The following is a 16,569-nucleotide window of genomic DNA, read 5'->3' on the forward strand; positions in this document are numbered from 1 at the left end:
CCTTAATTTAGTAAAGTGAGTTTTTATTGTTTTCAATAAACTCACGATTTAAGCGGCCGAACATCTTGTAATAAGTCCAAATAGTATAACTTAATACTGTCGGTACGAAGATAATAGCGGCAACTGTCATCACTTTAAGTGACATTTGACTGGCGGTAGCATCCCACATGGTTAAGCTGACATTAGGCTCTAATGATGAAGGCATAACAAATGGGAACATCGCAGCACCACAAGTAAAAATCACACAAGCCACAGCAAGCGAACTAAACAAGAACGCAAATCCACTGCGATTGAAGTGACTGGCTAAAATCACTAATATTGGCATTAGCAAGCCTAATACCGGAAACAACATCGTAAGAGGATATTTATCATAGTTAGTTAACCAAGCACCCGCTTCAATCGCAACCGTTTTGGTGGCAGGGTTGGACGGACCAGCAAGGTCAAGTGTTGAGGTAACCACATATCCATCAATACCGTTAATTAACCAAACGCCTGCGGCAGCAAATAGGACGAATAATAGACCACCAAAAACTTGCGATACCTTAACACTGCGGACTCTTAATTCGCCTTCAGTCTTCATTTGTAACCATGAAGCCCCTTGCATCACAAACATCGATACACTGATAAGACCGGCTAATAAACCAAACGGATTTAATAAGCCCAGTAGTCCGCCATGGTAAGTGGCACGTAAATATTCATCAAAGTTAAATGGCACACCTTGAAGCAAGTTACCAAATGCCACGCCAATGATTAACGGTGGCACAAAACTGCCGACAAATAATGCCCTGTCCCAAGACTTGCGCCATCTTGGGTCTTCAATTTTAGAGCGATAATCAAAGCCGACTGGGCGCAAAAATAATGCAAAAAGCACTAGCATCATTGCCACATAAAAGCCCGAAAACGATACTGCGTAAACCATAGGCCAAGCAGCAAACAAGGCACCAGCCGCGGTTACTAACCATACTTGGTTACCGTCCCAATGTGGCGCGATGGTGTTAATCATAAGACGGCGATCGGTATCGTCTTTACCAATAATCGGTAATAACATGCCCACGCCCATGTCAAATCCATCGGTGACAGCAAAACCAACAAGTAGCACGCCAATTAGTGCCCACCAGACAAATCTTAATACTTCATAATCAAACATAATCAGGTCCTCCGCTTAAGCATCTTGGGTTTCGAAATGGTAACGACCAGTTTTTAAGCTGCTTGGGCCAAGGCGAGCAAACTTAAACATCAAGTAAGCTTCTATTACCAACAGAATGGTATAGAACACCGTAATTGAAATAATACTAAACCACAGATCCGTCGTCGTTAAACTTGACGCCGACATAAAGGTGGGTAGTACTTCAGAAATGGTCCAAGGTTGACGACCAAATTCTGACACAAACCAACCACATTCAATGGCAACCCAAGGAAGTGGCAAACTGTAAAGCGCAGCACGCAGTAGCCATTTTTTCTCGGCAATTTGGTGACGAGTGCTTTGCCAGAAGGCGGCAGCAAACACTAATAACATAATCACCCCAGCGCCAACCATGATACGGAAGGTCCAAAACATCGGCGCCACAGTAGGAATAGAGTCATAAGACGCTGCTATAATTTGCTCTTCGGTAGCATCAACCACTTTATCGGTATAACGCTTAAGCAAGAAGCCATAACCTAAATCAACTTTAGTTGCTTCAAATTGCGCTCTAACCTCTGCCGATTTATCGCCTGCACGTAGTTTTTCAAGCAGTGCATACGCCACCATACCGTTACGAATACGCACTTCGTGATCGCTTACAAGCTCCTTAATACCCGTCACTTCTGTATCTAAAGAGCGAGTGGCAATAATACCCATCGCATAGGGGATTTTAATGGCGTAATCGGTTTCCATGGTCTCTTGATTAGGCAATCCTACCAAGGTAAAGGCTGCTGGTGCAGGCTCAGTTTCCCACTCAGCTTCAATCGCTGCCAATTTTACCCGCTGTACTTCACCCACTTCATAGCCTGACTCATCGCCTAACACGATGACCGATAAAATAGATGCCATACCAAAGCTTGCTGCAATAGCAAATGAGCGACGAGCAAAAGGTAAATCACGGCCTTTCAATATGTAGTATGCGCTAATAGATAACACAAACATGGCACCGGCAACATAACCAGATGCGACAGTGTGGACAAACTTAACTTGTGCAACAGGGTTAAACACCAGAGCGGCAAAATCGGTCATTTCCATTCGCATGGTTTCATAATTAAACACCGAACCCACAGGGTTTTGCATCCAACCATTGGCGATCAATATCCATAAGGCTGACATATTAGAGGCGATGGCAACGAGCCAAGTGACTGCTAAATGTTGGCGCTTGCTGAAACGATCCCAACCAAAAAAGAACATCCCGACTAACGTCGACTCAAGGAAGAATGCCATTAAACCTTCAATGGCAAGTGGGGCACCAAAGATATCCCCGACATAATGAGAATAATATGACCAGTTTGTGCCAAACTGGAACTCCATTGCGAGCCCCGTCGTCACACCTATTGCAAAGTTAATCCCAAACAATTTTCCCCAAAATTTAGTCATGTCTTTATAGACTTGCTTATTGGTCATCACATACAGTGATTCCATAATGGCAAGGATAAAGGCTAAACCTAGAGTGAGTGGAACAAATAGAAAATGATACATGGCTGTAAACGCAAATTGATAACGCGATAGCTCAACGACCTCTTCGATAATCATTGGCGACTCCTTACTTCAGTACGACCAAATACGACACAGCAACACCCGGCTGCCATAATGATGATGTATACCTGAAAACGGTATTATTGAAGCAGTAGACAACTCACCAAAGTGTTCAAAATGATAAATTAACCTGTTTGCCTATGTTTTCAAGCCCAATCTTTAACGCCCTTTATCTTACGCCATAGGCTTTAGATTGATCATCTTTTTTACTCAATAATGTGACAAACATAAGATTTTTTGCATGAATATTTTTTTGACTTAAAAAATCAGTCCGTTAGCGAAAATACCACTCTTATTTTTAATCCTTTTTTTGTCAGATTGATCACACTTTTAAACAAAATTGCCGCATTAAATTTGATGATATTAACGCATCTATTCCTCTCCTCTATTTGAGATATTGACAAAAACCGCTTAATTGCTAGGAATGTAAAATGCGTTTATGGATACCATGATAAAATGCATCACTCATTCGCATTGTTAATTAAAGTGATTAAATTAACAATTATCTAATATTGAGTCAAATAATTTAATATTGATAATAATAGTAAAAATAAAAATAATTATAATTAACATGGCTTTATACAAAATAAAGTTAACATAAAAAAATAACTTAAAATATATTGATTAGATTAACTAATGACAAATATAATTTTTATTAGTTTGAGAGAAAATTTGAGCAACTGTATAATTTAGACACAGTTAAGAAAACGAACGTGGTTGTACGATGGGTCGTCGTCTTAATTCCAGTGACCTAACCTAAAGAGAATGTGCTATGACTCAGTTTTACCAACATATTGCCAAGTTATACAAACGTGTTTTTGTTGAAATGTATATGGCTCATGAAATGAAATAAGCTTAACTATTTAATTTGATGTTTTGTTAGCGCAAAATATTATCTGCTCGTTGAAGTTGTTTTTTTAGCCACCTTGGCAACAGCAGCTTATTAACCCCATCCTTGTGATGGGGTTATTATTGGCTAAAATCAGAGAGGCTCATTGTCGAAGATCGCAGTGGGAGTAGCGTTGACTAGGCAAATAATCTGCTTGAAAACATCATGACTTGCGGTAACTGATCCTGCGTTGTATACCCAAACCACTTCAATATGCTCGTTTCAGCGCTCCCGTAGGATAACTGAAACAGGCAGTGATTGAAGAGAATGGTGACGCCTTACCGAGAGCGTCGCTTCGCGACTGATAGATTCTAGGAACTCGCAAGCTCGCCAGAGGGCGGTGCTTCGCTCCTTCTAGGTTTTAGGTTTTAGGCCCTAGGTTTTAGGTCCTAGGATCTAGAAGCGTAGCGTCCTCGAAGGCCGCAGGTCGTCCTAGCAGCAGGCGCTCTATTCCTAGACCCTAGCAGCGAAGCGACCCTAGACCGCTCTATCCGTGAGCGCAGCGTTCGCTTGTTATCGCTTGTTATCGTTTCCTAGCAGGACGAAGTCCGCCCTAGAACCTAGAAGCGTAGCGTCCTTGAAGACCGCAGGTCGTCCTAGCAGCCGCAGGCGCTCTATTCCTAGACCCTTGATCCCCACCTTTTACCTATCAGCGCTTTCGAGTGAAAGAGTTCATGAGCTTAATATGATGAGTATAATAATCACTACTGCTTAACCAATTTTCGCTCGAGCATTACGGAACATACGCATCCATGGGCTGTCTTCACCCCAGTTATCAGGGTGCCATGAGTTGGCAACGGTTCTAAACACACGCTCAGGGTGCGGCATCATAATCGTCACACGGCCATCAGTAGTACAAATACCGGTTAAGCCATTGGCTGAACCATTGGGATTTTCTGGGTACTGAGTGGCAATTTGACCATGACCATCAACGTAACGTAATGCAATAGTGCCCGATGCTTCAGCATTGGCTAACGCTTGGGCATTAGCAAATTCAACTAAGCCTTCACCATGGGATACCGCGATAGGCATACGAGAACCTACCATGCCATCAAAAAATACCGATGGATTTTGTTGCACTTCAACTAAACTGAATCGTGCTTCAAAACGCTCTGAGCGGTTACGCACAAAACGCGGCCAATGCTCACTGCCTGGAATGATTTCTTTCAAGTTAGATAACATCTGACAGCCATTACACACACCAAGGGCAATGCTTGAGTCACGCTCGAAGAAACGACTAAACTCATCACGAGCGCGATCATTGAACAAAATTGATTTTGCCCAACCTTCACCAGCACCTAACACGTCACCATAAGAGAACCCACCACAAGCCACAAGGCCTTGGAACTCTTCAAGGCTAATTCGCCCAGATAAGATGTCTGACATATGCACGTCACGCGTCTCAAAACCGGCACGGTCAAAAGCGGCTGCCATTTCAACATGAGAGTTAACACCCTGCTCACGTAAAATAGCCATTTTAGGGGCAGCGCCTTTAAGAATATAAGGTGCAGCAACATCTTCACTTGGATTAAAGCCTAATTTAACCGTTAAACCGGGTGCATCAGCTTGTTGTTTAAGTTCATACTCTTCACGGGCGCATTCTGGGTTGTCACGCAGTGCTTGCATACGGTAGGTGGTTTCTGACCACAAGGTACGCAGCGCCGTACGGCTATCAGCAAATATCACTCGCTCACCATCGTGAATGCTAATCTTGTCTGCCGCTTGTAGGCCACCAATGTGATGACACGTTACGCCTTTAGCTTCAAATTGCGCGGCAATGGCTTTGGCATCAGTTACACTGACTTGAATAACCGCACCAAGTTCTTCGTTAAATAAACGTTCTAAATCAGTACCATTCAAGCTGGCTAAATCAATCACTAAGCCGGTATTACCCGCAAATGCCATTTCCACTAAGGTGGTAAATAAGCCGCCATCACTACGATCGTGATAAGCCATCACAGCTTGCTCAGCTACTAATTTCTGCATCACTTCAAAGAAACCCGCTAAGTTGGCGGTGTTATCTAATGTTGGCGCTATATCACCTAGCTCACTGTAAACCTGCGCTAAACAAGAACCGCCTAGACGGTTTTGGCCATTGCTTAAGTCGAGCATTAATAATGCACTGTCACCTTTATCACTGCGAAGCTGTGGCGTTACCGTTTTACGAATGTCTTGCACCACACCAAAAGCGGTGATCACTAACGACATAGGTGATGTAACGGATTTGTGAGTACCATTATCTTCCCATGCGGTTTTCATTGACATAGAGTCTTTACCGACAGGAATCGTAATACCGAGTTCGGGACAAAGGTCTTCACCAATCGCTTTAACCGCTTGGTATAAACCTGCATCTTCGCCTGGATGACCCGCTGGCGACATCCAATTAGCTGAAAGCTTAATGCGCTTGAACGAGCCGATATCAGTACCAGCAATGTTCATAATCGATTCGGCAACTGCCATGCGGGCAGAGGCGTCAAAGTCGAGTAAGGCTAGTGGCGTACGCTCCCCCATCGACATCGCTTCGCCGCAGTAACTGTCATAACTTGATGCCGTTACCGCGCAATCGGCAACGGGCACTTGCCATGGGCCAACCATTTGGTCGCGGTTAACTAAGCCAGTCACAGAGCGATCACCAATGGTGATAAGGAAGGTTTTGTCTGCCACGGTTGGCAAGGTTAAAATGCGCTTAACCGCATCTTTTAGCTCAATCTTAGTTTGATCTAACGCAGGTGATATTGCTTTTGTAGACACTACATCACGGCTCATTTTAGGCGCTTTACCTAATAACACTTCAAGCGGTAAATCAATCGGCTTGTTGTTAAAGTGGCTGTCGGCAAGCGTTAAATGCATCTCTGCAGTCGCTTCACCAACTACCGCAAATGGAGCACGTTCACGGGCACAAATATCAGCAAACTGTTGTAAGTTCTCTGGCGCGACCGATAATACATAACGCTCTTGTGATTCATTACACCAAATTTCAAGCGGGCTCATGCCTGGCTCGTCAGAAGGAACATTACGTAAATTGAATACCCCGCCGCGATCGGCGTCATTAACTAACTCAGGGAACGCATTTGATAATCCACCCGCGCCCACGTCGTGAATAAATTGAATCGGGTTGGTGTCACCTAACTGCCAGCAACGATCAATCACTTCCTGACAACGACGCTCCATTTCTGGATTTTCACGTTGTACAGAAGCAAAATCTAAATCTTCGTTAGACTGACCTGATGCCATTGAAGATGCAGCGCCGCCGCCTAAACCTATGTTCATTGCTGGTCCGCCAAGCACAATTAGCTTAGCGCCAATGGTGATTTCGCCCTTTTGAACATGATCTTCACGGATATTACCTAAGCCACCAGCAATCATAATCGGCTTGTGATAACCGCGCACTTCAACCCCATTGTGGCTAGAGACTAATTGCTCGTAAGTACGGAAATAACCGTTAATAGCAGGACGACCAAATTCATTATTAAATGCCGCGCCACCTAGTGGGCCTTCAAGCATAATTTCAAGTGGGGTGACGATACGATCTGGCTTACCGTAATCCCCTTCCCATGGGTGCACAAACCCAGGGATTTTTAAGTTAGATACCGTAAATCCGGATAAGCCTGCTTTAGGTTTAGAGCCTCGGCCGGTAGCGCCTTCATCGCGGATTTCACCACCTGAACCGGTAGCAGCACCTGGATATGGACTAATGGCAGTAGGATGATTGTGAGTTTCAACTTTCATCAATATATGCATTGGTTCTGTGTGATAGTTGTAAACACCATCGGGATCAGGGAAAAAACGACCCGCAACCGAACCCGTCATCACCGCGGCATTATCTTTGTAGGCTGATAATACATAATCTGGGGTCACTTCAAAGGTGTTCTTAATCATTTTGAACAAGGATTTTGGCTGTACTTCGCCATCGATGGTCCAATCAGCATTAAAAATTTTATGACGACAATGTTCTGAGTTTGCTTGAGCAAACATCATTAACTCGATGTCATTAGGGTTACGCTTTAACCGAACAAAATTTTCAATTAAATAGTCAATTTCATCATCAGCTAGTGCCAGGCCTAAGTTAATGTTTGCCTCTACAAGTGCGCGGCGCCCTTCAGCAAGAATATTGACACTGCTAAATTTTGCCGGTTGTGTATGGGAAAATAACACTTCTGCGGCTTCAAACGCAGGCAGCATGACTTCAACCATGCGGTCATGCAATAAGCCTTGCAGCTGTTTTTGTTGCTCTAGGGTTAACGTTGGTGATTCAACATAATAAGCAATACCACGCTCAAGACGGTTAACTTTGCCTAAACCACAATTATGGGCAATATCGGTTGCTTTAGATGACCAAGGAGAAATAGTACCAGGACGGGGAGTAACAAATAACAGGGTACCTTGTGGAGCATGGGACTCAATTGCCGGCCCGTAGGTAAGAATGGTTTCTAACTGTAGACGCTCATTTTCATCTAGTGGTTCACTCAAATTGGCTAAATGAACATATTCAGCATAAATTTGAGATACTGGAAGCGCTGCAGTTTGGCACGCCTCCATGAGTTTTTGAACTCTAAATGCAGATAGTGCTGGGGCTCCGCGAATGATCTCAATCACGTCTATTCACCTTATAATATAATAGCAGGGTCAGAATTGGCGCTATTATAGGGAATTGCACACTACAAATCACCTTTAAGCACCGGTGAAAACAGTGTTTCCTGATAGGGAAAATATCCCATTCAAGTAATGCTAAAATGAATAACATAAACACTTTACCTTTTAACAAAAAACGACCACCAAATGCTGCTTATTTGCTCAACTATAGGCGTTTAGGAAAACACCTGATAAAGTAAGCAAAAAAGACGCTATCTCCCCTACATATTTAAAGGCTATTCAATCGGTATTACATTTGTTTCTTACGTATTACTCTCGTGACATTAACGAAACAACTTAAGATAACCAATTAATAAATATGATCAAAACCTTACTCATCATTTTACTTTGCGGGATACTATCTGCCTGTCAACCTGTTGATATTCATAAAGTTGATATTGCAGCACCTGCACCTAAGCGTACCGTATTAAAGGTAGGGACACTCTATGGCCCACAGATTTATCTTAATTCAGAATTGGGTGAAAGCGGATTCGATTTTGAAATGGCGCAGCGTTTTGCTGATTATTTAGCCCTCCCCCTAGAGATGATCCCGTACACCAATCGCAAACAATTATTTGCCGCATTAAAAGAAAATAAAATTGATATTATCGCTGCTGGTATTGCTAAAACGCCAAACCGCGGTCAACAATTTAAACTCGGACCTAGCTTATATAAAGTCAATCAAGTGTTGGTTTATAAGGAAGGCACCCCGGAGCCTAAGGACATTAGCACTCTGTCGGGTGAAATTACCGTCATGGCTAACTCATCTTCAGTCAATACCTTAACCAAACTACAGAAAGACTATCCGGAGTTGATGTGGAACCAAGTCAACAACAAAGATAATGAAGAGCTGTTTGCATTAATTGCCAACGGTGAACTGATCTACACCATTTCAGATTCAAATAGCTTATTGATCAACCAGCGATTTTTACCCGAATTACGCGCAGGAATGATTTTAGAAGAAAAAGTCGAAGTGGTGTGGCTATTGCCGCCGAAAAACAGCGATCGTTTAATGAGTCAATTACTGGCTTTTTGGCATAAAGAAAGACGTGCGGGTACGCTTGAGCATTTAAACGAAAAATATTTTGGCCATGTAAAACGTTTTGACTATGTCGATACGCGTGCTTTTATCCGCGCAATTGACAATATTCTCCCCGAATACCGCAGTTTTTTCGAACAGTATTCCGGCGAGTTAGATTGGCGTAAATTAGCGGCCGCCAGTTATCAAGAATCACACTGGAACCCTAGAGCGCGTTCTCCTACTGGGGTTAGAGGTATGATGATGCTGACCCAACCTACAGCCGCTTATGTCGGTGTTGATGATCGCTTAGATGCAGAGCAAAGCATACGTGGTGGCGCATTTTATTTAAAAGATATGATAGAGAGATTGCCAGACACTATTCCTGAAGCTCAACGAATTTGGTTCGCAATGGCTTCTTATAATATCGGTTTAGGCCATGTTGAAGATGCGCGGCGATTAACAGAGTCAATGGGAATGGATCCCAGTGCATGGCGTGATGTTAAAAAAGTATTACCTTTGCTACAACAATCTAAATATTACAAGCAGACGCGCTATGGCTATGCCCGTGGCAGTGAAGCGGTTCATTATGTCGACAGTATCCGTCGCTATTATGACACCTTAGTCTGGGTCGATAATCAAACTAAAAAGTTAGAGGTTATTGAAGATACTGAACAAATTAACGTCATTGCAGAAGAAATCTCAACCGATGTTCATATATCGGCAGACTGATAAATGTGCGCAACCGTTTTTCGTCATAATCCTGACGGATAATCGTCACTAATATAGGGTATTATAGGCAGAATATATCGTTAGAAAGCATACTGCTAAAATGTGTTATTTATCAGTACCTCGGTGAAGTTAGCCAATATTAAGGGATCAGGTTTATGAGAAGAAGAGCTATAAGCAATACCATGTCACGTCGTCGAGTCATGCTTAAAGTACACAAAAACCGCATTCGAAATCGTATACGCGCCCATTTTTTACTGACACAAATTGAAGAATAATTCCATATTAGCCCCATAAAAGCATGCCACTTAATCAGTCGACTTTCTCGCTAACTGTTTGAGTGCTTTTTTTTCTGCACGGCGGCGCTTAAAAAATGCACTTAATTGCTGCCCACATTGATCTGCTAGCACGCCAGAAGTAACGTCAAGTTGATGATTAAATGCTGGATGTGCGAATAAATCGATCACGCTACCTGCTGCACCCGTTTTTAAATCATCTGCACCATAAACTATCCGTGCAATTCGACTGTGGATCATCGCACCGGCGCACATAGTACAAGGCTCTAACGTGACATATAAAGTGGTGTCGAGCATACGATAGTTCTCTAACACCTTGCCTGCTTGGCGAATACATTCCATTTCGGCATGAGCCGTTGGATCATGATTTACAATACTTAAATTACAGCCACTGGCAATTAACACATCGTCTTTAACCAACACGGCACCAACAGGTACTTCGCCTTCTCGCTCAGCTTGCTCGGCAAGTTGCATCGCTAAACGCATCCACTTTTCATCAATGGCGCGCTGAAGCTGATCCGATTTCTCATTGTGCGCATTAGAAAGTGGGCAAGTATCGCTGGAAACGTGTTTTTTTGGGGTATCTGTCACTCTATAAAACCTAGGTAATTGTCATACGCGGCTATTCTAGCAAATAAAAAAGACGCCGCAGCGTCTTTTTTTACTTCAAACTAGGTGTAACCCTACTGGGTTATTCCCATTCAATTGTAGCAGGTGGCTTACCTGAAATATCATAAACAACGCGTGAAATACCGTCGACTTCATTGATAATTCGGTTTGAAACATGGCCTAAGAAATCATAGGGTAAATGTGCCCAATGCGCGGTCATAAAGTCTATGGTTTCCACGGCGCGAAGCGATACAACCCAATCATATTTACGGCAATCACCCATTACGCCAACAGAACGAACCGGTAAAAATACAGTAAAAGCTTGACTGACTTTGTTATATAAATCTGCTTTATGCAATTCTTCAATGAAGATGGCATCTGCACTGCGCAATAAATCACAATACTCTTTTTTCACTTCACCCAATACGCGCACGCCTAAACCAGGCCCAGGGAATGGATGGCGATAAAGCATATTATAAGGCAGGCCTAACTCTAAACCAATTTTACGCACTTCATCTTTAAATAATTCACGTAATGGTTCAACTAAGCCCATCTTCATATCATCTGGTAATCCGCCCACATTGTGGTGCGACTTAATCACATGCGCTTTACCGGTTGCACTGCCCGCTGATTCAATCACGTCAGGGTAAATAGTGCCTTGTGCTAACCATTTAGCATTAGCGCATTTCTTTGATTCTTCGTCGAAGATTTCAACAAACACCCGACCAATAATTTTACGCTTAGCTTCAGGATCTGCTTCGCCGGCCATCGCATCTAAGAAACGATTTTCAGCATCTATATGAACAATATTAAGTCCAAAGTGATCGCCAAACATGTCTAATACTTGGTCAGCTTCATTTAACCGTAATAAGCCGTTATCAACAAACACACACGTTAGCTTGTCGCCAATAGCGCGGTGAAGCAACATAGCCACAACCGATGAATCTACGCCGCCAGACAGACCAAGAATAACTTCATCATCACCAATTTGCTTTTTTAAACGCTCAATAGCATCTTCAATAATTGATGAGGGTTTCCAATTGGCTTTACAACCACAAATGTCTAAAGCGAAATGCTCTAGCATGCGTTGGCCTTGGCGAGTATGAGTGACTTCAGGGTGGAACTGCACACCGTAAAAACCTTTCTCTTCATTGGCCATAGCAGCAAAAGGACATGTTGCCGTGGTCGCAACTGTGACAAACCCTTCTGGGATCACCGACACTTTGTCACCATGACTCATCCACACATCAAGTAATGGCTTGCCTTCAGCACTGACGGCATCTTCAATACTTTTAAATAAAGTTGATGTGGTTTGCAGCTCAATTTGGGCATAGCCAAACTCGCCTTCACCAATACCTTTAATCACTTTACCACCAAGCTGTTCTGACATAGTTTGCATGCCGTAACAAATACCTAATACCGGTACACCTGCAGTAAATACATATTCAGGGGCGCGAGGTGAATTATCTGCAATGACGCTTTCAGGACCACCCGCTAAAATAATACCATTTGGGGCAAACTCACGAATTTGCGCTTCGCTCACATCCCAGGCCCATAACTCACAATACACACCAATTTCACGGATACGACGCGCAATAAGCTGAGTGTACTGAGAACCAAAATCGAGGATTAGAATCTTATGATCATGAATATTACTCATGGGTAACCTTTACATATTGATTAAGTGTAATACCCCACATCAAATCGATGTGGGCAAATTAACGTTAATAACAGGAGGGCGACAGTTGTTACCCTCACAGAAATTATGAACCAGAACGATAGTTTGGTGCTTCTTTGGTAATGGTTACGTCATGCACATGCGACTCACCCATTCCTGCAGACGTCACTTTCACAAACTGTGCTTTTTCATTTAACTCTTTAATGGTGGCGCAACCCGTTAAGCCCATGCATGAGCGTAAGCCGCCCATGTGCTGATGGATAATTTCTTTCAACTTACCTTTGTACGGTACGCGACCTTCAATACCTTCAGGGACTAATTTGTCAGCAGCGTTATCGCTTTGGAAGTAACGGTCAGATGAACCTTGGGTCTGGCCCATTGCACCAAGTGACCCCATGCCACGGTAAGACTTGTAAGCACGGCCTTGGTAAAGTTCAGTTTCACCCGGCGCCTCATCAGTACCGGCAAACATCGAACCGGCCATGATGCATGATGCACCCGCGGCTAATGCTTTAGCTAAGTCACCAGAGAAACGAATGCCGCCATCTGCGATCACTGGAATACCTAATGCCAGTACTGCTTCTGCAGCATCTGATACGGCGGTAATTTGCGGTACGCCGACACCCGTCACAATACGAGTAGTACAAATTGAGCCAGGGCCGATACCCACTTTAACCGCGTTAACACCCGCTTCAACTAACGCTAGTGCGCCTGAAGCTGTTGCTACGTTGCCGCCGACAATTTGTAAATCAGGGTATTTGGCTCGAGTGTCGCGAATACGTTGTAATACGCCTTCTGAGTGACCATGTGATGAGTCTATCAATAACACATCAACACCGGCTTTAACGAGGGCATCGACACGCTCTTCATTACCAGGGCCTGCACCAACCGCAGCACCGACACGTAAACGACCTAATTCGTCTTTACATGCGTTTGGCTTGCGCTCAGCTTTTTCAAAATCTTTAACGGTGACTAAGCCTTTGAGTTTAAAATTGTTGTCTACCACTAAGACTTTTTCAATACGATGAGAATGCATTAATTTTTGCACTTCATCTAACTTAGTGCCTTCAGTCACGGTAACCAAACGATCTTTGGGGGTCATCATGTCGGCGACGGTTTTGCTCCAATCGGTGACAAAACGTACATCACGGCCAGTAATAATACCCACAAGTTCGTGCGCTTCATTGACCACTGGGTAACCGGCAAAACCATTACGTTCAGTTAATAAACGTAAATTAGTTAAGCTTGTTGTAGGCGTGACGGTGACGGGATCTTGAACAATACCGGCTTCATAACTTTTAACTTTACGAACTTCTTCGGCTTGTTGCTCAATACTCATGTTTTTATGAATAAACCCTAAACCACCTTCTTGCGCCATCGCGATAGCAAGGCGAGATTCAGTCACAGTGTCCATAGCCGCAGACACAAGTGGAATATTTAATTCGATTTTAGTCGTTAAACGAGTTTTAAGAACCGCGGTATTTGGGAGTACGGTCGAGTGGGCAGGCACTAACAAAACATCATCAAAAGTGAGTGCATCTTTCAGTAAACGTAGCATGGCAACATCTCCCTAGTTAAGTAGGATTTGAGGTAAATATTGCGGCGAGATTATACCTTGCATATTGCAGTTGGTAAATGGAAAATAGATTTTTATTAACGTTAGAATGAGAATATTCATGAGTGCCACAAAAAACAATGTTTACAGCGTGTCGCAATTGAATAGCGAAGTTAAGCATATTCTTGAAGGTCAAGTCGGTAAAATATGGTTAAACGGTGAAATATCAAACTTTTCGTCACCCAGCTCTGGCCATTGGTACCTCACCTTAAAAGACGCTCATTCACAAATTCGCTGTGCGATGTTTAAAGGCCGTAATCAATCGGTACGCTTTAAACCTATTAATGGCCAGCAAATATTGGTTAAAGGTGCTATCAGTGTTTACGAGCCCCGTGGCGACTATCAATTACTGCTTGAGTCCATGCAGCCAGCGGGTGATGGATTACTGGCACAAGAATTTGAAGCATTAAAGCTAAAATTAGCCGCTGAAGGCTTATTTGCATTAGAAACTAAACGCCCTATCCCAGACAATATTCAACGTATTGGTGTTATTACGTCGGCAACGGGGGCTGCACTGCGGGATATTTTACATGTATTAGCACGTCGAGATCCCTCTATCGAAGTGATTGTTTACCCCACTCAGGTACAGGGCGCAGCAGCTTATCAATTAATTTGCCAAGCTATTGTCACCGCTAATCAACGCATGGAAGTCGATGTGTTGTTACTGGCTCGTGGAGGAGGGTCATTAGAAGATTTATGGTGTTTTAATCACCAAGATCTTGCCCATGCAATATACAACAGTGCACTGCCGGTCATCAGCGCTGTAGGACACGAAATTGATACCACTATCAGCGATTATGTTGCCGATGTTCGCGCACCGACCCCCTCTGCTGGCGCTGAACTATTATCAAAAGATAAAGGCAATAAGGCAGAAAAGTTAGCGCTATTATTATCGCGTTTACAACAGGGCATGAAACATTACCAATTGCAGCAGTATGGACGATTAACTCAGCTATCACATCAACTGCAACGCCATGAACCTCAACGCAAACTGCAGCAATTTGAACAACGTTTTGACGAAATGCAAATGCGCCTAGAAAACACCTTACAGCATAAACTCAGTCGCTTAACCTTACGCCACCAGCAATTACATAATCGCTTACAGCAGCGTTCACCCATTAATACCCTAAAGCTGGAAACTAATCGATTGTCATACCTCAATACACGCTTAATGGATGCGATACAGCACAAATTGACCCAATCAGAACAAAAGCTGTCTAACACCGCACATCAGCTTGATACCGTGAGTCCGTTAGCCACATTAAGTCGTGGCTATTCGATTACCAAAGACAATAATGGCAAAGTATTATTTGATGGCGCTAGTGTAAAATCTGGGGATGAAATTCAGACCCAACTTGCCCGAGGTCACATCGCCTCGGTAGTTAAATAACCTCAACTCGGGATAAGTGACGGTTATCAAATAGTGAGGTGATGACTTACGCTACGTCAATTGCTAACTCAAGCCATCGCAAGCCAAAACATAGCACCACGGTTCAGCCTAACGTCAGCCATAATCATAAAAAAGGGCACTAAGTGATTATCTCACTTAGTGCTCTTTTTGTATTCAGTGATATAAACCGAATACTTATTATTCATCGACTGACTACTGACTAATAGTTATTAACCCATTGGCGTTAGTACAATTTCAACGCGACGATTTTGCGAGCGACCTTGCTCGGAAGCATTACTCGCGATCGGGCTTGATTCGCCCATGCCAGTAGATGACACTCGTGAGCCACTGACTTTTTGACTGGTAAGATACTGCGCAACTTCGCTTGCTCGTACTTGTGATAAACGTAAATTGTAAGAATCAGAACCCGAGCTGTCGGTATAACCAATCACATTTAAGCGGGTGTCATCGTATTCTTTTGCCACTAATACCACACTGTTTAATACTGATTTAGCCCGTCCACTTAATACCGTTTGATCAACTCCAAAGGTCACTTCATTAGGCATATTCAATACAATAGTGTCACCGTTGCGGGTCACACTGACGCCAGTGGATTTTAACTGTTTACGCAACTCAGCTTCTTGCACATCCATGTAATATCCAAAACCGCCACCAACGGCAGCACCAGATGCTGCACCAATCAAAGCACCTTTACCGCGGTCGCTTTTGCTTGATGACAGAACACCAATGACAGCGCCTGAAAGGGCGCCAATCATGGCGCCATTAGTGGCTTTAGAATTTTCTGATTCGCCTGTATAAGGATTAGGTAATTGGCAACCTGACAACAACAGCACCGAACCAATTAATGAACTGCATAACAATGATGCATTTAACTTTACTAACATACACACTCCTAAATACTTATCCCTGATGAATAAGCAAAAACTGCCAAAATCAAGAAATGATGAAATTAAAAAAAGATGACGTAATA

General features: G+C 43.2%; 9 protein-coding genes. 2 read left to right on the top strand and 7 right to left on the bottom strand.

All coding sequences use genetic code 11. The features are described from left to right. Positions 1 to 7 precede the first annotated feature (7 nt). From cydB to purL, 3 genes are all read right to left on the bottom strand, one after another. On the bottom strand, positions 8 to 1,147 hold the full coding sequence (gene cydB, locus EGC80_RS20600; RefSeq protein WP_124011971.1) for a cytochrome d ubiquinol oxidase subunit II: 1,140 nt from the start codon (positions 1,145 to 1,147) through the stop codon (positions 8 to 10). A 15-nt stretch (positions 1,148 to 1,162) separates the two neighbouring features. Next, complete coding sequence (locus EGC80_RS20605; RefSeq protein ID WP_124011972.1) at positions 1,163 to 2,719, bottom strand: cytochrome ubiquinol oxidase subunit I; 1,557 nt, start codon at positions 2,717 to 2,719, stop codon at positions 1,163 to 1,165. Between the two features lie 1,603 nt (positions 2,720 to 4,322). Beyond that, positions 4,323 to 8,204, bottom strand: coding sequence for a phosphoribosylformylglycinamidine synthase (gene purL / locus EGC80_RS20610; protein ID WP_124012142.1), 3,882 nt, complete (start codon positions 8,202 to 8,204; stop codon positions 4,323 to 4,325). A gap of 358 nt (positions 8,205 to 8,562) precedes the next feature. On the opposite strand from purL, the gene mltF reads away from it, so the two are divergent. Continuing rightward, positions 8,563 to 9,993 (top strand): membrane-bound lytic murein transglycosylase MltF, encoded by a 1,431-nt coding sequence (gene mltF, locus EGC80_RS20615; protein WP_124011973.1) that lies wholly within the window; start codon positions 8,563 to 8,565, stop codon positions 9,991 to 9,993. A gap of 305 nt (positions 9,994 to 10,298) precedes the next feature. Here mltF and tadA read toward each other — a convergent pair whose 3' ends face one another. The 3 genes from tadA to guaB all read right to left on the bottom strand — a co-directional run bounded on the left by tadA (position 10,299) and on the right by guaB (position 14,131). Next, positions 10,299 to 10,787 carry a tRNA adenosine(34) deaminase TadA gene (tadA, locus tag EGC80_RS20620; RefSeq protein WP_267898648.1) on the bottom strand — a complete coding sequence of 163 codons (489 nt, stop codon included), beginning with the start codon at positions 10,785 to 10,787 and terminating at the stop codon, positions 10,299 to 10,301. Positions 10,788 to 10,977: 190 nt separating this feature from the next. Further along, entirely contained in the window at positions 10,978 to 12,555 is a 1,578-nt protein-coding gene (gene guaA, locus EGC80_RS20625) for a glutamine-hydrolyzing GMP synthase (protein WP_124011975.1), read from the bottom strand. Between the two features lie 103 nt (positions 12,556 to 12,658). After that, positions 12,659 to 14,131: an IMP dehydrogenase gene (gene guaB / locus EGC80_RS20630; RefSeq protein WP_101032382.1), complete on the bottom strand. Its 1,473-nt coding sequence runs from the start codon at positions 14,129 to 14,131 to the stop codon at positions 12,659 to 12,661. Positions 14,132 to 14,249: 118 nt separating this feature from the next. Here guaB and xseA point away from each other — a divergent pair, with 118 nt between their 5' ends. After that, entirely contained in the window at positions 14,250 to 15,578 is a 1,329-nt protein-coding gene (gene xseA, locus EGC80_RS20635; protein ID WP_124011976.1) for an exodeoxyribonuclease VII large subunit, read from the top strand. Positions 15,579 to 15,808: 230 nt separating this feature from the next. Here the strand turns inward: xseA and EGC80_RS20640 are convergent, their stop codons facing one another. Then, entirely contained in the window at positions 15,809 to 16,483 is a 675-nt protein-coding gene (locus EGC80_RS20640) for an OmpA family protein (RefSeq protein WP_124011977.1), read from the bottom strand. Positions 16,484 to 16,569 lie beyond the last annotated feature (86 nt).

Source organism: Shewanella psychromarinicola, from assembly GCF_003855155.1.
Classification (GTDB): Bacteria; Pseudomonadota; Gammaproteobacteria; order Enterobacterales; family Shewanellaceae; genus Shewanella; species Shewanella psychromarinicola.

Coding starts and splice junctions, on each gene's coding strand:
- cydB (WP_124011971.1), bottom strand. CDS start 1,147: ATGTTTGATTATGAAGTATTAAGATTTGTCTGGTGGGCACTAATTGGC.
- EGC80_RS20605 (WP_124011972.1), bottom strand. CDS start 2,719: ATGATTATCGAAGAGGTCGTTGAGCTATCGCGTTATCAATTTGCGTTT.
- mltF (WP_124011973.1), top strand. CDS start 8,563: ATGATCAAAACCTTACTCATCATTTTACTTTGCGGGATACTATCTGCC.
- guaA (WP_124011975.1), bottom strand. CDS start 12,555: ATGAGTAATATTCATGATCATAAGATTCTAATCCTCGATTTTGGTTCT.
- guaB (WP_101032382.1), bottom strand. CDS start 14,131: ATGCTACGTTTACTGAAAGATGCACTCACTTTTGATGATGTTTTGTTA.
- xseA (WP_124011976.1), top strand. CDS start 14,250: ATGAGTGCCACAAAAAACAATGTTTACAGCGTGTCGCAATTGAATAGC.
- EGC80_RS20640 (WP_124011977.1), bottom strand. CDS start 16,483: ATGTTAGTAAAGTTAAATGCATCATTGTTATGCAGTTCATTAATTGGT.